At 32.9% G+C, this 19,219-nt stretch carries 17 protein-coding genes; 9 read left to right on the top strand and 8 right to left on the bottom strand.

Features of this window, described 5'->3' with window-relative positions:
* Nucleotides 1-6: 6 nt before the first annotated feature.
* Nucleotides 7-1,089 (bottom strand): methylmalonyl Co-A mutase-associated GTPase MeaB, encoded by a 1,083-nt coding sequence (gene meaB, locus BM024_RS00205; RefSeq protein ID WP_090677377.1) that lies wholly within the window; start codon nucleotides 1,087-1,089, stop codon nucleotides 7-9.
* Between the two features lie 121 nt (nucleotides 1,090-1,210).
* On the opposite strand from meaB, the gene BM024_RS00210 reads away from it, so the two are divergent.
* Complete coding sequence (locus BM024_RS00210; protein WP_090677379.1) at nucleotides 1,211-2,452, top strand: MFS transporter; 1,242 nt, start codon at nucleotides 1,211-1,213, stop codon at nucleotides 2,450-2,452.
* Nucleotides 2,453-2,463: 11 nt separating this feature from the next.
* Entirely contained in the window at nucleotides 2,464-3,888 is a 1,425-nt protein-coding gene (locus BM024_RS00215; protein ID WP_090677381.1) for an FAD-binding oxidoreductase, read from the top strand.
* A 165-nt stretch (nucleotides 3,889-4,053) separates the two neighbouring features.
* Here BM024_RS00215 and ccsA read toward each other — a convergent pair whose 3' ends face one another.
* Nucleotides 4,054-7,191 carry a cytochrome c biogenesis protein CcsA gene (gene ccsA, locus BM024_RS00220; protein ID WP_090677383.1) on the bottom strand — a complete coding sequence of 1,046 codons (3,138 nt, stop codon included), beginning with the start codon at nucleotides 7,189-7,191 and terminating at the stop codon, nucleotides 4,054-4,056.
* Between the two features lie 200 nt (nucleotides 7,192-7,391).
* On the opposite strand from ccsA, the gene BM024_RS00225 reads away from it, so the two are divergent.
* Nucleotides 7,392-8,591: a pyridoxal phosphate-dependent aminotransferase gene (locus tag BM024_RS00225; RefSeq protein ID WP_090677385.1), complete on the top strand. Its 1,200-nt coding sequence runs from the start codon at nucleotides 7,392-7,394 to the stop codon at nucleotides 8,589-8,591.
* A gap of 87 nt (nucleotides 8,592-8,678) precedes the next feature.
* On the opposite strand, the gene BM024_RS00230 is transcribed toward BM024_RS00225, so the two are convergent.
* Both BM024_RS00230 and BM024_RS00235 read right to left on the bottom strand, forming a co-directional pair.
* A complete protein-coding gene (locus tag BM024_RS00230) occupies nucleotides 8,679-9,401 on the bottom strand; it encodes a ZIP family metal transporter (protein WP_090677387.1) in 723 nt (240 codons plus the stop codon).
* A 6-nt stretch (nucleotides 9,402-9,407) separates the two neighbouring features.
* Nucleotides 9,408-10,139, bottom strand: coding sequence for a class I SAM-dependent DNA methyltransferase (locus BM024_RS00235; protein ID WP_090677389.1), 732 nt, complete (start codon nucleotides 10,137-10,139; stop codon nucleotides 9,408-9,410).
* Between the two features lie 103 nt (nucleotides 10,140-10,242).
* Between BM024_RS00235 and BM024_RS00240 the strand changes: the two genes are divergently transcribed.
* The gene (locus tag BM024_RS00240; RefSeq protein WP_090677764.1) at nucleotides 10,243-11,391 is read left to right on the top strand and encodes a THUMP domain-containing class I SAM-dependent RNA methyltransferase; all 1,149 of its coding nucleotides are present in this window, start codon (nucleotides 10,243-10,245) and stop codon (nucleotides 11,389-11,391) included.
* Between the two features lie 6 nt (nucleotides 11,392-11,397).
* Nucleotides 11,398-11,631, top strand: a complete 234-nt coding sequence (locus tag BM024_RS00245) for a hypothetical protein (RefSeq protein WP_090677392.1) — start codon at nucleotides 11,398-11,400, stop codon at nucleotides 11,629-11,631.
* A 588-nt stretch (nucleotides 11,632-12,219) separates the two neighbouring features.
* On the opposite strand, the gene BM024_RS00250 is transcribed toward BM024_RS00245, so the two are convergent.
* Nucleotides 12,220-12,921 (bottom strand): SIR2 family NAD-dependent protein deacylase, encoded by a 702-nt coding sequence (locus tag BM024_RS00250; RefSeq protein WP_090677395.1) that lies wholly within the window; start codon nucleotides 12,919-12,921, stop codon nucleotides 12,220-12,222.
* 41 nt (nucleotides 12,922-12,962) lie between these two features.
* On the opposite strand from BM024_RS00250, the gene BM024_RS00255 reads away from it, so the two are divergent.
* Nucleotides 12,963-13,646 carry a TrmH family RNA methyltransferase gene (locus tag BM024_RS00255; RefSeq protein ID WP_090677397.1) on the top strand — a complete coding sequence of 228 codons (684 nt, stop codon included), beginning with the start codon at nucleotides 12,963-12,965 and terminating at the stop codon, nucleotides 13,644-13,646.
* 9 nt (nucleotides 13,647-13,655) lie between these two features.
* On the opposite strand, the gene BM024_RS00260 is transcribed toward BM024_RS00255, so the two are convergent.
* Complete coding sequence (locus BM024_RS00260; protein ID WP_090677399.1) at nucleotides 13,656-14,216, bottom strand: helix-turn-helix domain-containing protein; 561 nt, start codon at nucleotides 14,214-14,216, stop codon at nucleotides 13,656-13,658.
* A 110-nt stretch (nucleotides 14,217-14,326) separates the two neighbouring features.
* Nucleotides 14,327-14,752, bottom strand: coding sequence for a VOC family protein (locus tag BM024_RS00265; RefSeq protein WP_090677401.1), 426 nt, complete (start codon nucleotides 14,750-14,752; stop codon nucleotides 14,327-14,329).
* Nucleotides 14,753-15,034: 282 nt separating this feature from the next.
* On the opposite strand from BM024_RS00265, the gene BM024_RS00270 reads away from it, so the two are divergent.
* From BM024_RS00270 to BM024_RS00280, 3 genes are all read left to right on the top strand, one after another.
* Nucleotides 15,035-16,057 (top strand): quinone-dependent dihydroorotate dehydrogenase, encoded by a 1,023-nt coding sequence (locus tag BM024_RS00270; protein WP_090677405.1) that lies wholly within the window; start codon nucleotides 15,035-15,037, stop codon nucleotides 16,055-16,057.
* A gap of 2 nt (nucleotides 16,058-16,059) precedes the next feature.
* Complete coding sequence (locus BM024_RS00275; RefSeq protein ID WP_090677407.1) at nucleotides 16,060-16,677, top strand: LysE family translocator; 618 nt, start codon at nucleotides 16,060-16,062, stop codon at nucleotides 16,675-16,677.
* Nucleotides 16,678-16,982: 305 nt separating this feature from the next.
* Entirely contained in the window at nucleotides 16,983-18,014 is a 1,032-nt protein-coding gene (locus BM024_RS00280) for an LLM class flavin-dependent oxidoreductase (protein ID WP_090677410.1), read from the top strand.
* A gap of 114 nt (nucleotides 18,015-18,128) precedes the next feature.
* Here the strand turns inward: BM024_RS00280 and BM024_RS00285 are convergent, their stop codons facing one another.
* Entirely contained in the window at nucleotides 18,129-19,097 is a 969-nt protein-coding gene (locus BM024_RS00285) for a diaminopimelate dehydrogenase (protein ID WP_245753834.1), read from the bottom strand.
* Nucleotides 19,098-19,219 lie beyond the last annotated feature (122 nt).

Raw genomic sequence — 19,219 nt, forward strand, 5'->3', positions numbered from 1 at the left:
TCTTTTTTATTTAAAATAGGTTTTTAGAACTAATTGAGCTGCGGCAAATGGAGATATCTCATTTTTTTGAACCGCTTTTTTATTTTTCTCAATAGCCTCAGCTATTGCTGGAGCATTATAGAAATGCATTAATACTTCTTCCTGAATGGTTTCCATCATCCAAAACTGGTTTTGTTCTTGTCTGTTATTTTGGAAAAAATTATTTTCTTTTGTAAGTATAATATATTCTTGAATCATCTCCCATATTTTTAGAATACCTGTCTGTTCAAGAGCACTTGAAGTTCTTACTTCTGGGGGCCATCCAGAATCTTTTTTTGGAAATAAATGTAAAGCCCTTACATATTCTAAACGTGCAAGTTGTGCTTTTTTAATATTTTCACCATCTGCTTTATTAATTACAACGGCATCTGCCATCTCCATAATTCCTCTTTTAATACCTTGTAATTCATCGCCTGCACCAGCAAGGTTTAAGAGAAGAAAAAAATCAACCATACTGTGAACAGCTGTTTCACTTTGCCCAACCCCAACAGTTTCTACTAAAATAATATTGTAACCACATGCTTCACAGAGAATTATAGATTCTCTGGTTTTTCGTGCAACCCCGCCTAGACTATTTCCTGATGCAGAAGGACGTATATAAGCATTGGGGTTTTTGACTAACTCTTCCATTCTGGTTTTATCACCTAAAATACTTCCTTTTGTAATACTACTGCTAGGGTCAATCGCCAAGACTGCAACTTTATTACCTAGAGATGTTAATAGACTACCAAAGGCTTCTATAAATGTACTTTTACCAACTCCTGGAACTCCAGTGATACCAATTCGAATGGATTTATTGGCAAATGGTAGGCAACCTTGGATAATTTGATTTGCTTTATTATGGTGTTCGGGATTTAAACTTTCTACTAAGGTAATACCTTGACTTAGCGCAACTGCATCACCCTTAGTGATTCTAGAAATTAATTCTTCCGCAGTTTGTTTTTGCAATCTTTTCTTTTGTATAGCTGCAATTGCTGACGCATTCGTGCTATTAGGCGGAACTACTCCTTCGTTTTCTTTCAGTGCCGACTTTCTATTGATATTGTCCACGAGTGTTGTGCTTTATAAAGTAAAATTAGCAAAATATGTTGCAAATAAAAATCAATTGAAGTAATAACTAGAACATGTGTTCGGTTTAATTTAGCTAATTTTGTATTTATAGATTATAAGCATGTTTAAAAATTCTAAATCACACCATTCTTTTTTTAAGAAAACCGCTCTTCAAACAAGAGGAAACCTCACTGTTTATCCAATATTATTAGCGATTAGTGTAGCCCATTTATTCAATGATTTACTACAAGCTCTTATACCAGCGGTATATCCCATGCTGAAAGAAAATTATAATTTGAATTTTGCTCAAATTGGAATGATCACTCTTTGTTTTCAAATTTCTTCATCCCTATTACAACCGATTGTAGGAGCATACACAGATAAGAATCCAAAGCCATATTCTCAAATAGTTGGTATGTTTTTTACTCTTTTTGGAATTTTGGCATTAGCATATGCTAAGGATTATTATTGGGTTTTAGTGTCAGTAACTTTAGTAGGTATTGGATCTTCTATTTTTCATCCTGAATCATCTCGAGTGGCCTTCATGGCATCTGGAGGAAAACGAAGTTTAGCTCAGTCAATATTTCAAATTGGAGGAAATGCGGGTACTGCAATGGCTCCTTTATTGGTTGCATGGATTGTTTTACCATCTGGACAACAACATTTATTATGGTTCGTTTTTGTGGTTTTATTAGCTCAATTAGTTTTATATTACATTGGGAGTTGGTATAAGGGTGTTTTGATTTCTAGAAAATTACAACAGAAAAAACCGATTGCGATTCCTAATTTAAGTCAAACTAAAATATCTATGTCAATTGTAATTCTTTTATTACTTATTTTTTCCAAATATTTTTATGTAGCAAGTATTACTAGTTATTTTCAATTTTATACTATGGATAAGTTTGGAATTTCTGAAGTGCAAGCACAGGTGTATTTATTTTACTTTCTATTGGCGGTTGCTTTAGGTACTCTTATTGGTGGCTTTTATGGTGATCGTTTGGGAAGGAAATATATTATCTGGTTTTCTGTTTTGGGTGTAGCACCATTTACTTTGTTGTTACCTTATGCTGATTTAACTTGGACAGCAATACTCGTAGTTATTATAGGGTTTATATTGGCTTCTGCTTTTCCGTCTATCTTGGTTTATGCTCAAGAATTACTTCCAAAAAAGATAGGAATGGTATCGGGCTTGTTCTATGGTTTCGCATTTGGAATGGGAGGAGTAGGTTCTGCGGTTTTAGGTTTATGGGCAGACCAAACTTCAATTGAATATATATATACCGTTTGTTCCTTCTTACCTCTTATAGGGGTCATTGCTTATTTTTTACCAGATATGAAAAAAGTAACTTTTACAAAAGAATAAGTCTATTATCTATGGAATCAGTTTTTTCAAAAATAACACTTGAACATATTGCGGATTTAGTAGATCTACTAGGTAAAGAAAATGTGTGGACAGATAATGAATTACTTTATGAATATGGGAAAGATCAAACAGAAGATTTGGTATTTCCTCCTGCTGTAGTTTTAAAGCCAAGGACCACTTTGGAAGTTTCTAAGATTATGAGTTATGCGTATAAAAACAGCATAGCCGTCGTTGCTGTAGGAGCTAGAACTGGTTTGAGTGGAGGAGTATTGAATGTATGTACTGGAATAGCATTGTCTTTGGAAAGAATGAATAAGATTATTGAGATAGATGAAAATAATTTACAAGTTCGAACACAACCAGGTGTGGTCACTCAAGTATTGCAAGATCAGGTGTTAGAAAAGGGATTGTTTTATCCTGTTGATCCTGCGAGTAGAGGAAGTTGTTTTATAGGAGGAAATATAGCGGAGAATGCAGGAGGAGCACGCGCAGTCAAATATGGTGTTACCAAGGATTATGTGTTGAATTTAGAAGTTGTTTTAGCTGATGGACAAATTATTTGGACTGGTTCAGATACATTAAAAAATGCAACAGGTTATAATTTAACACAATTGATTATTGGAAGTGAAGGAACTTTAGGTATTGTAACCCAGATAGTACTACGTTTAATTCCAAAGAACAATCACGATGTTTTAATGCTTATTCCATTTTATAAAATGGGTGAAGCTGCTGAGGTTGTTTCTACTATTTTTAAAGCTGGAATTATACCAAGTGCTTTGGAGTTTATGGAACGAGAAGCTATAGATTGGGCTATGCGTTTTATGCAGGTTGATGGTGTAAATATAAAAGATGGGATTGAGGCGTTATTGTTGATTGAACTTGATGGTAATTACCTAGAGATATTGATTGAAGAAGCGGAGAAAATAGCTGAATTGGTAGAAGGTTTTAAAATAGATGATATTTTATTTGCTGAATCAGCTGATCAGAAAGAAGTTCTATGGAGATTGCGTAGAAGTGTAGCAGAAGCGGTAAAGTCGAATTCTGTTTTTAAGGAAGAAGATACTGTTGTTCCAAGATATGAGTTGCCAAAATTATTGGTAGGAGTTAAGCAAATTGGGTCTAAATACGGATTTAAAACGGTTTGTTATGGTCATGCTGGAGATGGGAATCTACATATAAATATAATAAAAGAAGGATTGACAGATGAGCAATGGGAAAAAGATGTTCCCAATGGGATTCGTGAAATTTTTGAATTAACTGTTTCGCTTAAGGGAACTATTTCGGGAGAACATGGAATAGGATGGGTTCAAAAAAACTATATGAACTTAGCATTTCAGCCGATTGAGTTAGAACTGATGAAAAAGATTAAAAATGTTTTTGATACGAAGGGAATCTTAAACCCTCATAAGATTTTTCCTGATGATATATCGAATTGAAATATCGGGGGGAGTATATATAAAGGCATTGATTAAATTAGGTGTTAATTACTTCGATAGGCAATTTTGATTTAGAGAATAGTGATTAGTTGATTGAAATATCAGTAAATATAAAAAGTAAAAAAGCCGGCTTTTAAGCCGGCTTTTTTGTGAAGGAATAGTTCCTTATTTTTTTAAATACTTCTTGTATTTGAAATAGGAAAGTGTTCCTAGAATAATAACAAAAGCAACTGAATAGTAAATTACAGAAGGAGTTACAACTTTATCTCCTTGTGCATAAGAGTGTAGTCCTGTTAAGTAGAAGTTTACACCGAAATAAGTCATCATAATTGCATAGAATGCAATTATACTCATAAGATTATAAACCCATGTACCTCTAAAAGCAGGAACAAAACGAGCGTGGATAACAAAAGCATATACCATAATACTCACTAAAGCCCAAGTCTCTTTAGGGTCCCATCCCCAATAACGTCCCCAGCTCTCATTTGCCCATTGACCTCCTAGAAAGTTACCAATAGTAAGTAATACTAAACCTACAGTTAAAGCCATTTCGTTGATATAGGTAATTTCTTTGATATTTAAATCCATTATCTTACGGTTCTTGTCATTCGTGAACAACATAAGAATTAAAGCAACAACACCTAAAATCATACCCAAGGTAAACGGACCGTAAGAAGCAACAATTACAGCAACGTGTATAATTAGCCAATATGAGTTTAGAACTGGTTGTAAATTAGCAATTGATGGGTCCATCCAGTTTTGATGTGCTCCCCAAAGAATCATACCACAAACAAATGCTGTTGAAGCAATGGTTAAGAATGATTTTCTACCAAAATACAATCCGAATAGGGTAGTAGCCCATGCAACGTAAATTACAGATTCGTATGCGTCACTCCAAGGAGCATGTCCTGAAACATACCAACGAACTGCTAATCCTAGAGTGTGAATGATAAAGAGTGTAACTACTAAAGCAGAACATACTTTGATTACTTTATGAATCCATTTAGCAGGTTTAAGAATCTGAATAATTACAGAAACAAACATGACTAAAGCAATCAACATATAATAGCTATACAAAGTCTTGAAAATATTGTATTTATTGTAAAGGATTTCAGACTTAACGCGGTTTTCACTAGGCATTACATCACTACCATATTTTTTCTGATACCCATGTATAGATTCTAAAAATTCATCAGCACTTTTAAAATCTTTAGATTCAATTCCTTTTAGTAAGGAAGTCATGTATAATGGAAGTATGTTTTTGGTATAAGTAGAATCAATACCTGTAATTCCAGCTTCATTCAATTCTGCATAAGATACCCATTTGTCATTTTCATGGTTGGGAATAGGAAAGATCGTAAGTATTCGACCACTTAAAGCAGATAGCATTAAATTGACTTTAGAATCAACATCAATGAAATCTTTTTGAAATTGGTTTTTAATAGCAGCATGATTTGCATCATCTAATACTGGACCGATTTTATAGTTTCCTTTTTCGTCAAAGAAATCTACTACAGCAGCATAACTTGCATCTTTTGGTAAACCAATTGTAGATCTTAAACTGTCATTTCCTCTTTTAAGAAGGATGATAGGTACTTGGTACCAAAGATTTGGAAATTGAGCCATCGATAAAAAGGCTTGGTCTGAATTCAAATCTTTATAGTGGTCTGATTTGTATACTTTTCTCAATAACTCAGAAGAGAAAGTATTGATTGGTTTCATCCTTCCAACACCATCCTGAATAACCAGTTCTCCAAATCGACTTGCGTGTTCTGGAGTAATTTTACTCAACTGTATTAAGGAATCTACCTGCTGTACGGTTGGCATATTATGTTGGTTGTGCTGTGCAAACGTACCTAATGAGAAGAATAGAAGTAAGGCTGTAAGCATACTCGCTTTTTTCTCTTTTATTTTATTCAATTTTCTTCTCAAATCTTCAAATCTTGTATTTCTGTCAAATAATATTGCTAACATACCAATATATAGGAAGGTGTATCCAATATAGGTTATCCAAGTTCCCCAAAAATCGTGATTTACGGAAAGAATAGTTCCTTTTTCATCTTCGTCAAATTGTGCTTGAAAGAATCTATAGCCCTTGTGGTCTAATACGTTATTCATATAGATTCGCGCATCAAAGTCTCCATCAGGATCAAGAACCGTAACCTGACTTTCAAAAGCAGCATAGCTTTTTTCTGTACCAGGATATTTTTCAGCAATAAATTTATTAAGACGCACTTGGAAAGGAGTTTCATAAACTTTACTTCCAAACATCAAAGTGAAATCTAAACCACCAATAGTAATTGATTGAGGAGTTCCCATACGACCAGCTTTTCCTTTTAGAATAAGCTCTTCTTCTTTACCTTGAGAACGTACAGTAACTACTAAAGCATCTTCTGTCATCTTATCTTTGTAGTCACCATTTGAAACGATGTCAATTCTACCTTTTGAAGGTAATTCTGGTAATACAAATTGTGTTACTCCAAGATTGTATAAAGCGCGAAAGTTTAAACTTTGCAAACTATCCTTTATAACATTTCCTGTTGATTGAGTGGCCATGACCATGTAAGAGCCGTCAAAAGGTGTTTCTATTTTAAAGTTATCACCTTCTTTATAGATGTTGATAGCTCCTTCAGTAGGTTTATTGAAAGCGTACAGTATGTTGTGGATATTTGAAACCTTACCTTCCTCAAGGTGATGTTCATGTCGCTCCCCGTCAGAGGATTCAACAAGTTTCAAAAAGTATACTCCATTTGGGTCTTCTACAACTGCTTCTGTAGCTCCCATAATGAATTCTTTATACTCCACTTCGAAGGGAATTCCGTTAAATTCTTTCTTCATTTTAAAATGATTGTCAGTTGCAGCTGACATCAGTTTTGAAGATTCGAACGTTCGACGTCTCATTTCGCCCTCATATTCTCCATCTGCCATAACTGTTAGGTATGTACGATCTGAAAAGATATGGCTAGAACTTTCACCTTCTCTAATAGGCATCATTCCTTCAAAACTGATATATCGAGTTGTAAAGGCGCCAATCATAATTAATATAAAAGACAAGTGCAACAGAAGTGTAGCCCACTTTTCTTTTTTATGAAGGGAATATTTCTTTATGTTTCCAATGAAATTTAGAACAAAAAAGAACATTATGGCTTCAAACCATTTTGCATTGTAGATTAAAATTCGAGCAGTGTCTGTATTATATCTGTCTTCGATAAAGGTACCTATTGCTAGAGCAGCAGCATACACAATAAAAAGAACGGCCATCAATCTTGAAGATGAAAAGAAGGCGATTATTTTTTTGTCCATGAGTAGAGTGTTGTTTGAGATTTAATAATTCCAACAAAAATAGGGAAATTGACCTCTTTTCTTGCATATTTAACTTATTATTTGGTATTGAATATATTTGTTTTTTTATGTGCAAAAAACTTTACATTTGCAATGACTTTTAAAGAACCCCATACGTTCTATAAAGTGGTTCAATTTTGTATGGAAATAAATGTACAACTATGCCAAAAATCTCTTTAAAAGGGCAAAACATGCCCGAATCACCTATTAGAAAATTGGTTCCTTATGCAGATATTGCAAAAAAGAAAGGAAATCACGTTTATCATTTAAATATCGGTCAACCAGATATAAAAACACCTGAGGTAGCTTTACAAGCAGTCAAAGATGCGGATATCACAGTGTTAGAATATAGTCATTCTGCCGGTTTTGAGAGTTATAGAAAAAAACTTGCGACATATTATCAAAAACATCAATTAGATGTAAATGTAGAGGATATTATCATTACTACTGGAGGTTCAGAAGCCCTAATGTTTGCTTTGGGTAGTACTTTGGATCCAGGAGATGAGGTTATTATTCCAGAACCTTTTTACGCTAATTACAATGGATTCTCTATTGCTAATGGAGTAAATATTGTTCCTGTAATGTCTACTTTGGAAGAAGGTTTTGCACTTCCCAAAATTGCTGATTTTGAAAAACAAATCACTTCTAAAACAAAAGCAATTTTAATTTGTAATCCAGGTAATCCAACAGGGTATTTGTATTCAGAAGAAGAAATGAATCAATTAGCTGATTTAGTTATTAAGCATGATTTATTCTTAATTGCTGATGAAGTTTATCGCGAATTTGCTTATGATGGATATAAACATATCTCTGTGATGAGTATGCCTAAATTAGCTGAGTATGCTATTATGGTAGATTCTGTTTCTAAACGTTACAGTATGTGTGGTGCTCGTATTGGATGTGTAGTTTCTAAAAACAAAGCTTTTATGACAGCAGCAATGAAATTTGCACAGGCTCGTTTAAGCCCTCCTACATTTGCTCAAATTGCTTCTGAAGCAGCATTAGATACTCCTCAAAGTTATTTTGATGAGGTTATTGAAGAGTATAAGGAAAGACGTGATGTTTTTATTGCAGCATTAAGAGAGATAGAAGGATTAGAAGTTAGTATGCCTAATGGTTCTTTTTATTGCGTTGCTAAATTCCCAGTAAAAAATGCTGATGATTTTGCTAAGTGGTTGTTAGAATCTTATGATTTTAATGGAGAAACTGTAATGATTGCGCCTGCAGCAGGATTTTATTCTACACCTGGTGTTGGATTGAATGAAGCTCGTATGGCTTATGTTCTTAAAAAAGAAGATTTGATTCGTTCAGCTCAAATTTTAAAAGAAGCATTGAAAGTGTATAAGACGGTTGAGAAATAGCAGGAATGTTATTTTATCTATATAATCAAAAAAGGCTGTCACACGACAGCCTTTTTTATTGTTATAATTTTACTTCGAAAAAAAAGCCTAAACAAAATACGCCAATACCACCCCGATGATTATAGAAATCAATTTGGCTAAATTAAAACGATGACCTTCACTACTTTCAAATATGATAGTTGAAGAAATATGAAACAGTATCCCTACAACAATGGCTGATATTTCTGTGTAATAATTTTTTAGAAATCCTATATTGTCAGATAAAAGAGTACCCAATGGAGTCATAAATGCAAAAGCAATCATGAAAAAGAAAATCCATTTCTTATTCATTTCCGCATTGATAAAAAAAGAAGTTAATATAACGGCTATTGGAAGATGGTGTATTGCTATGCCAAAGGCTAAGTCCGAGTGTTGACTAATTGGCATTCCTTCTAGAAAAGCATGTAAGCATAAACTAAAGAATAGCAACCATGGTATTTTATTCATTTTTCCATGGGAATGTACATGTCCATGTTCTGCACCTTTAGAAAAGTATTCTAAGATGATTTGAAAGACAATTCCTGCCATGATAAAGAATCCGATATTTGATTTGTTATGTACATGTTGATGGCTATCACCTATTTGATCATGGGCTCCTTGAAGAGCTTCAAATTGATAGACATCTGGTAATAAATGAGTCACCGTTATGGTTAGTAAAAATGAACCGCTAAAGGCTAAAAGCAACTTTAGATTTCGTGGGTTTTTCGGTTCTATGAATATAGCAATAAGATAGCCTATTACAACCGAAAGTAATGGTAGTGCGTATATCATTTTATTTTATTTAAATATCATAATGAGTCTGTCTGATTCCCCTTTATGGAATTTGTGCAATTTATAATCGCCAAAAACATCTAATAGATAAATATCATTTTCCTCCATCATTTTTTCAAAATCCTCCAAACGTAAAGCTCTTACATGTTCTGTGTATTGGTGTTGCTTGCCATCGGCTAAAAAAGAAATATCTTTAATGATAAAACCGCTTTCATATCGTCTTTTCATATAAAAGTCAATACCATCTACCGTTTTCACTTCTTCAGCTACTAGGTTGGCAATAACTTTATCAACATTCATGAAATCTATAACTGCAAAACCTGTTTCGTTTAAGCTCTCTTGGATTGCTTTTAGAGTTTTGGTATTGTCATTAGGATCAGAGAAGTATCCAAAACTTGTAAAAAGATTAAAGATAGCGTCGTATTTTTGATCCATAGGCTCCCTCATATCATGAATCTGGAAGTGTAATGTCTCTTTCTCTTTTGTTTTGGCATATTGTATGCTATTTGGAGAAAGGTCTACTCCGGTAACATCATAACCTAAAGAAGATAAGTAAACTGCGTGTCTTCCTCTTCCACAAGCTAAGTCTAAAATTTTAGCATCCTCAGGTAAATTAAGGTATTCAGAGAGATTATCTATTAAAAGTTGAGCTTCTTCATAATCACGATCTTTGTATAAGGTGTGGTAATAACTAGTGTCAAACCACGAGGCATACCAACTTGAATTTTCTTTTTGCATTGTTTTCTTTATAATACTTTTATAGCCTACAAATTTACTTTATTTTTGTCGATTAATTTGTACAAATAATACCCAATCACAACTACCTATGGATAATTTTAAGATGATCGCCAAAACCTTTTTTGGATTTGAAGAAACACTAGCAAAAGAGCTACAACTATTAGGAGCGACCCATGTTAGGCAAGGTGTTCGTATGGTTAGCTTTGAAGGGGATAAAGGTTTTATGTATAAGGCGAATATAGCTTTGAGAACTGCTTTAAAGATTTTGAAACCTATTAGTGAATTTGCTGTTTATAATGAAGCTAATTTATATAGAGGTATTCAAAGTATTGATTGGTCTGAATATATTGGTGTAAATCAAACTTTTGTGATAGACGCAACAGTACACTCTGATTTGTTTAATCACTCACAATTTGTAGCATTAAAAGCGAAAGATGCAATCGTTGATCAATTTAGAAATAATGGTGGTCAACGTCCGAGTATAGATAAAGATTTCCCAGATCTACGTATTAATGTACATATCCAAAAAGATATGTGCTCTGTGTCTTTAGATTCTTCTGGGAATTCTCTTCATCATAGAGGATATAGAACCGCAACAAACATTGCACCTATTAATGAAGTATTAGCAGCAGGAATGTTATTAATGTCAGGTTGGGATGGAAGGACAGATTTTATGGATCCGATGTGTGGTAGTGGAACATTATTGATAGAAGCTGCTATGATTGCTTGTAATATTCCTGCTAACATTAATAGAAAAGAGTTTGCTTTTGAGAAATGGAAAGATTGGGATGCTGATTTGTTCGAAAAAATAGAAGAGTCATTAATGAAGAAGATACGTGAATTTCACTATACTATTAAAGGATATGACAAGGCTCCTTCCGCTGTAATGAAAGCTAAGGATAATGTTAAGAATGCAAATTTAGAAGAGTATATTAAGATTGAAAACACAAGCTTTTTCGATACTCAGAAAGAAACAGAAGGTCCATTGCATATGGTGTTTAATCCACCATATGGAGAGCGTTTGGATATTCAAATGGAGCGTTTTTATAGAGAAATTGGCGATACATTAAAACAAGGTTATCCAGGAACGGAAGCGTGGTTTATAACGGCAAACCTAGAAGCTTTGAAATTTGTTGGACTGAAACCTTCTAAAAGGATAAAATTGTTTAATGGTAAGTTGGAAACTAGATTTGTGAAGTATGAAATGTATGAAGGAAGTAAAAAAGCTAAGTTTCAAACTGAAATAAATTAAAAAAACATGAAGGCTCAAACAAAAAGTTCTGTTTATATGTTCATTAGTTTTGCTACGATATTTTTAATTACTCGTTTTTTACTTGGTAAATTTACAGAATTATCATGGATATGGTTGCCAATAATAAGTGCTGGTATAGCAGTGTTTTTAGCTCCTCAATTTAAAGTGGTTCAGACTAAAGATGGCGAGAAAATATTAATGCGTTGGATTTTTATAAAAGGAGTTAAGACATTGAAATAGGAAAAATCGCTTTGAGTATGAAATTCTAACTTAAAAAATAAAATAATATATTATTAAAGGCTATTTCAAAATTAATGAAATAGCTTTTTTTATTTGAATTAATCGAATTCTTTGCTGTCGGATAAAATACTTTGTTATCCATTTTTAGATAGGAGTATCTTTATGAAAAGAGGAGTGCTAGTGTTTGGTACTCCATTAATGATCACTTAAAATCCCCTGTTTTTTAAATCAAATTTCAATATGTGATTGTATTTACTTCTTTTGTTATAACGTAACAGAAATGTGTTTGCGTATTGATTTATCTAAAATCTATCTATATCCTATCTATACTCCATCTATAAAAAAGGGCGATTCTATAGATGGAGTATAGATACACTATAGATGCACTATAGATACACCCCAAAAAAAAGTATACGTTCAATCTTGAATATTGAACTCCTTTTGAGCTTTTTAGTTGTCTAAATATAAGATTGGAATATTTCTAGGATAGTGTCTTCAAAGTTGTGTATTAGTACAAGATTATAAAAAACAAGTAGAGCTTGTTATTGAGATTTATATAATTATGATTTTTAACTACACTGTTAGGTGTTAAATACTATCTTCTTGCTCAACTAACTCTGTGTAAATTTTTTTCATACCATCACTTGCTCCCAATGATATAGATTTAATATGCTTACTAAAGGAACTAGTGCTTGCAGGTTTTGGATCTATATAATAGATGATAGCATTGCTTTTGGCATAATCAATTAAGGATGCTGCTGGATAAACCTGTAGAGAAGTTCCAATTATGATTATAATATCTGCTTTTTCAACGATAGGGATAGCTCTTTCTAGTTCAGGAACCATTTCCCCAAACCAAACGATATGAGGCCTTAGGGTATGACCTAATTCGTTAAGGTCAGTGCTTTTTAGATCCTGTCTCCAATTTTGTATTAAATTCTCATCTTGTTCACTTCGTACTTTCAACAATTCGCCATGTAAATGAAGGACTTCTCTGCTTCCTGCCCGTTCATGTAAATCATCGACATTTTGTGTTATGATATGAACTTTAAAATGGTTTTGCAATTCAGCTATAATGAGATGTCCTTCGTTGGGAGTAACTGTCAATAATTGTCGTCTTCTTTGATTATAGAAATCTAAAACCAATTCTTTGTTTTTATGCCACCCTTCTGGAGAAGCAACCTCCATTACATCGTGTCCTTCCCATAATCCATCGGTATCTCTGAAGGTTTTTATGCCACTTTCGGCACTCATTCCAGCTCCAGATAATACTACTAATTGCTTTTCCATAATATTGTTAACTTTGTCGATTCTTAAAACTTAAATATAAGATGAATAATTTGAAAAAGCTATTTAGCGATATTGGATATTTAGAGTACGTAGAGGGCTTTTTGACAGAAAGTAGGAAGCAACGGTTTTTAGAGATTTTAAACAATCGTACAAAGCACTTTACTGTGGTGATGGAAGATGTGTATCAATTACACAACACTAGTGCTGTTATGAGGAGTTGTGAAGTGTTTGGAGTACAAGACTTATGTGTTATAGAACAAAAGTTTGGAAAAAAGATAGATAAGGAAATTGCATTAGGAGCAGAGAAATGGGTGGATATTCATCGTTATAATAGCAATCAGAATTGTATAGATGATTTGAGGTCTAAAGGATATAGAATAGTCGCTACTACGCCGCACGTAAAAGCAAATTATCTTGAAGATTTTGATATTACGGAACCTGCTGCTATTTTTTTTGGAACCGAAAAATCAGGCTTGTCGGAAGATATTATGGAGCAAGCGGATGCATTTATAAAAATACCAATGGTAGGTTTTACAGAGAGTTTGAATATTTCAGTATCTGCTGCTATTACTATACAAAATTTGACTACTCGCTTACGAAACTCATCTGTTGATTGGAAATTGAAAGACGAGGAGTTAATCGAAAAACGCATTGATTGGGGAAGAAAATCTATAAAAGATATTGATTTTGTTACGGAGCGCTATTTTGAAGCAAAAAACAAATAAATACTTATGTTAAAGGGTGTCAATAAGTTTTCTCTTTTGGTTTCCTAGCGTTTTGAAATGAGTAGGAGTTAATCCTGTTACTTTTTTAAATTGTTTGCTTAAGTGTGCTACACTACTGTAGTTTAACATAAAAGAGATTTCTTTGATTGTAAGTTCATCATAAACTAACAGCTCTTTTACACGTTCAATTTTTAGGTTTATATAATATTGTTCTAGGGTAGTGTGTTCAATTTGACTGAATAATTGACTCAATTGATTGTAGTCAACTTGTGTTCTTTTTGTTAAGTAATCAGATAAAGTTAGTTTTAAGAAGGAATTCTCATTTTGAACCAAATGGATGAGAATGTTTTTTGTTTTTGAAACCAATTGGTAACGTTTGTTATCCAATAGCTCGAAACCAAATTCAATTAGTTTCTTATCTATGATTCCTATTTCGGTATTAGTTAATTCATTCGGAAAGGTAACCTCTCCTAATCGTACTTGTATATCGTTATGTCCTAAGATATTTAGTTGTTCTTCAACTACCATCTTACAACGAGGGCAAACCATATTCTTTATATGTAAAATCATAAAAACGACATTAATAGTCAAATATACGCAATTTGAATAGTAATGTCGTTTTTGAATATTATGGTTTTCTACAAAAAAAAACTTCTTTGTCTTGTTATAAATAAAGTGTTTTAAGCTTTTTGTTCGTAATCATAATTAACCATCCAGTTGGTTCCGAATGTGTCAGTAAACATTCCAAATAAAGCTCCCCAAAATGTTTTTTGTAATGGCATTGTTATTTTCCCTCCTTTTGAAAGTCCATTGAAAAGATTGTGAGCTTCTTCTTCAGAGGCTGCATTTATTGAAATGGAAATATTACTACAAACAGGTGTTTCACTTTTCTCCATAGTATCACTTCCCATTAAATGGATTTCTCCATTAATGGGTAAACTAACATGCATTATTTTATTACCCTGCTCTTCAGTTAGAGTTTCTTCAGAAGGCATATCTTTAAATCTCCCCATAAAAGTAAATTCACCACCAAAAACAGATTGATAAAATAGGAAAGCTTCTTCGCAGTTTCCATTAAAGTTTAAATACGGACTAATTGTTGCCATAAAATATAATTTTTTGTTTGGTTATTTTTTAAAAATACATTTTTATACCGGTGTTTGCAAAAAATAGGACATGCTATTTTTGGATGTAAGTTTCTGACGTGTAGTGTTTTATTTGTTTTTTATAACTCAACGAAACGTGTTGTTTGTTATTGAAGGATTGTGGATGTAGTTATTGTGAAATTTAGGTTATTTATTTATTCAAAAACCACTTTGTTTTCTACTAAAAGAAAGAAAATCGATTAAGATTTAGTATTTTTGCGCAAAATAAAGAAACCTTATTTCATGTATAAAAGTCTCATAAAACCGTTGTTTTTTAAGTTTGATCCTGAAGATGTTCATCACTTTACATTTTCATCATTGAAGTTTATAAATAAGATACCTGGAATTTCATCATTAATCCGTAGTCAGTGTCAAGTTGTTGATAGTAGATTAGAGCGAGAAGTCTTTGGATTGAAATTTAAAAATCCAGTTGGATTAGCAGCTGGTTTGGATAAAGATGCTAATCTATATGAAGAGTTAGAAAATTTTGGATTTGGTTTTATAGAGATAGGAACTGTTACTCCAAAACCACAAGAAGGAAATCCTAAAAAGCGTTTGTTTAGGTTGAAAGATGATCAAGGTATTATCAATAGAATGGGGTTTAATAACGGAGGAGTAGAACAAGCAGTAGAACGTTTAAAAAAGAATAAGGGAACTCTTATTGGAGGTAATATAGGTAAAAACAAAGTTACTCCTAATGAAGAAGCTATTTCGGACTATGAAATTTGTTTTGAAATCTTATTTGATTTTGTGGATTATTTTGTGGTCAATGTAAGTTCTCCAAACACACCGAATCTAAGAGCTTTACAGGATAAAGAACCTTTGAAAGATCTTTTGAATGCTTTGCAGAGTAAGAATAAAGCAAAGTTAAACCCTAAACCGATTTTACTAAAAATAGCTCCTGATTTGACAGATGATCAATTAATGGATATAATTGAGATAGTTGAAGAAACTAAAATTGCGGGTGTGATTGCTACCAATACTACTATCAGTAGAGAAAACTTGAAATCACCTGAGCAAGTAGAAATGGGAGGTTTAAGTGGAAAGCCATTAACAAAGAGAAGTACAGAGGTTATTCGATTTTTAACACAGAAAAGTAATAATGCTTTTCCTGTAATTGGAGTTGGTGGAATTCACACTGTTGAAGATGCTCTAGAAAAACTAGAAGCAGGAGCAAGCTTAATTCAGCTCTATACTGGATTTATTTATGAAGGACCAAGTTTGATTAAAGATATCAATAAAGCGTTATTAGTGAGAAGTAAATAAATATGAGCACAGAGGTATTATATGCATTTTTTGCTACTTGTCTCTTGCTTATATTAACTCCAGGACCTGATTTAATTTTTGTTATTTCTCAAAGTATCACAAGAGGACGTAAATTAGGTTTTGCAGTAGCTTTAGGACAGGTAGGTGGTCTTGTTTTTCATCTATCATTATTTGCATTTGGGGTATCTGCTTTAATTGTAAGTTCTGATTGGATATATAAAGGAATCAAGATATTGGGAGGAGTCTATTTATTGTGGTTGGCTTATAGTGCCTATACATCAGAAACGAAAATTAAACTTAATGAGGTTGAAATTACCTCTAGTTCATTTGGAAGTTTTATGTGGAAAGGACTGTTGATGAACGTTTTGAATCCTAAGGTAATGCTATTTTTCTTAGCTTTATTTCCTGGATTTATTAGTGAACAAGCTGGTAATGTAAAAGAGCAAATTTTTATATTAGGATTGATATTCACAGTTCTAACTCTTATTGTTTTTTCTATAATTTGTGGAGTTGCAGCTAGATTTACAGATGTTTTAAGCAATAACAGAGTTTTTAGTTTAATAATTAAGTGGATGCAAGTTATTCTCTTTACAGTTTTGGGGCTTTACATCTTGTTATAGTCTTTCGAAGGAACTTTCATCTATTTTTTCTTGTCCTAGTAGAAAATCAAAAGTGACTAGTATAATATTCATTCTGCTAGAAATTCCATTTTTGAAGTTTTACTTTTTGTTATGATGAATTCTTTTTGATTTCCTTTGTTGGGTATTATAATTAGTGAAACAACTTAAAGGATTAAAAAACAACGTGTTTTTATTTTAGATGTTAAATAATGTAATAACATACAGACGGTCTTTCTTAATATAGATTAAGTGTGCTCCTGAAATTTATATTGTAATTTTAATATATAATTAAAAAAGATACAGTTATGGAATTAGGAATAAGCATGTTCGGTGATTTACGTTGGGATGAAGCAAATAGAAACTATCAGTCATCTGGAAAAAGGATGAAAGAGTTACTAGAAGAAATCAAATTGATGGATGAAGTGGGAGTTGATGTTTTCGGTATTGGTGAACATCATAGACCAGATTATGTTATTTCAGTTCCAGAAATTTTATTAGCAGCAGCTGCATCCGTAACTAAACAAATTAAATTGACTAGTGCGGTTAGTGTTTTAAGTTCCAGCGATCCGGTACGTATATTTCAATCATTTTCTTCAATTGGTTTATTATCAGAAGGAAGGTCTGAAATAACTGTGGGGAGAGGGAGTTTTATTGAATCTTTTCCTTTATTTGGATTTTCATTAGAAGATTATGAAGAGCTTTTTACAGAAAAGTTAGAACTTTTATTAAAGTTGGTAAATACGAAAGAGTCGTTTAGTTGGAATGGTAAGCATCGTGCTTCTTTTGTAGACCAAGAAGTTTATCCACAGCCTGAAATGCCTTTAGACGTTTGGATTGCGGCTGGAGGGACACCTGCTTCTGTTATTCGTGCTGCCACATTAGGTTTGCCTTTAATATTTGCTATAATTGGAGGAATGCCAGCTCAGTATAAACCTTATTTTGATTTATATAAAGAAGAATATATAAAGGCAGGTCACGACTTAAGCAAGATGCAAATAGGTACTCATTCCCATGGGCTGCTGGGAGTAGATGGAAAAGTATTGTCTAATGATTATTTTCCTTTGTATAAACAACAAATGGATCATATTGGAGCATCTAGGGGCTGGCAACCGTATACCCATGAACAATTTGAAGGAGGTAGAGGTAAGGAAGGTGCCTTATTTATTGGTGATGCGACTGAAGTTGTAGATAAGATTTTGTATCATCAAGAAATGTTTGGATTAACAAGATGGATGATGCATATGGATTTGGGAGCTCCTAGTCATAGTACAATAATGAAGTCTATCGAATTGTTTGGAGATAAAGTTATTCCGGCTGTAAAGAAAGCAATGGTTTAAATAAGTTTTTATCAGTTTAGGAACTTATGGTTGCTTTTAGATAGTATTTCTTAAAATAAAAAACGACCTTAAACATGGAGTTTAAGGTCGTTTTTTATATAAATAAGAATATGATTACAATAAAGTAGCTCTTAATTCTTCTGCTGACTTAGGAGATAGATATCCTAATGGAATGTCAAAAACAGTTTTTGCACCAATTTGACCTTCCTTCGACATTTTTGAAATAGCTCGAGCATAAGCTACTAATACACTAGAAGTGAATTCCGGATTACTTTCTAGTTCTAGACTGAATTCAATTTTTTGTTTTGAACCACTAGCTGATGTGCCTGAACGAAATACAATCCCTCCATGTGGCATTTTAGAGTGATTTTTAAGAAGTTCTTCTTCTGAAATAAAGTGAACTGTAGTTTGATATTCTGCAAAGTAATGAGGCATCGTTTTGATAGTAGTTTCAATTTCGACAATGTCAGCTCCTTCTTCTGCTACTATATAACAAATTCGTTGGTGTTTTTCTGCAGTTTCTAATTTAGGATTAGAACCAGAACGAACTTGCTCTAATGCATCTTCTAATGGAATAGTATATTGAACGCCATTTTTAACTCCAACTACTCGTCTAACAGCATCTGAATGGCCTTGACTTAATCCTTTCCCCCAAAAAGTATAATCCTCTCCCTGAGGTAAGACACATTGACCTAAAAGTCTGGCCATAGAAAATAATCCAGGATCCCAGCCAGTTGAAATTAAACTCAAAGTTTTATTTTCAGTACTTGAACGGTTTACTTCATCAAAATAAGCAGGAATCTTTGCATGTGTGTCAAAACTATCTACTGTGTGGAAATGCTTTGAAATTTGAATCACTTGTTCTGGTAGGTCTTTTGAAGAACCACCACATAATATCATCACATCTATAAGACCCTTAAAATTTTCAATTTCAGAGAGGTTATAAACTGTAGCCTTAGAATTAATAGATTCAGGAGAGCGACGCGTAAAGACAGCCGTCAATTCCATGTCTGTATTTTGAGAAATTGCCATTTCAACTCCTTTTCCTAGATTTCCATAGCCTACGATTCCTATTTTTATCATTTTGTTTGATGTATTGGTCATTATTATTTTTCACAATTATTTTTGACGAAGTGTAATAGCTCCTTGTCAACTTTAGGTGCAAAATTAGTTAAAACTTTTAAATGAAAGTATGAATTAGATAT

It is taken from the genome of Myroides guanonis (assembly GCF_900114085.1).
Classification (GTDB): Bacteria; Bacteroidota; Bacteroidia; order Flavobacteriales; family Flavobacteriaceae; genus Flavobacterium; species Flavobacterium guanonis.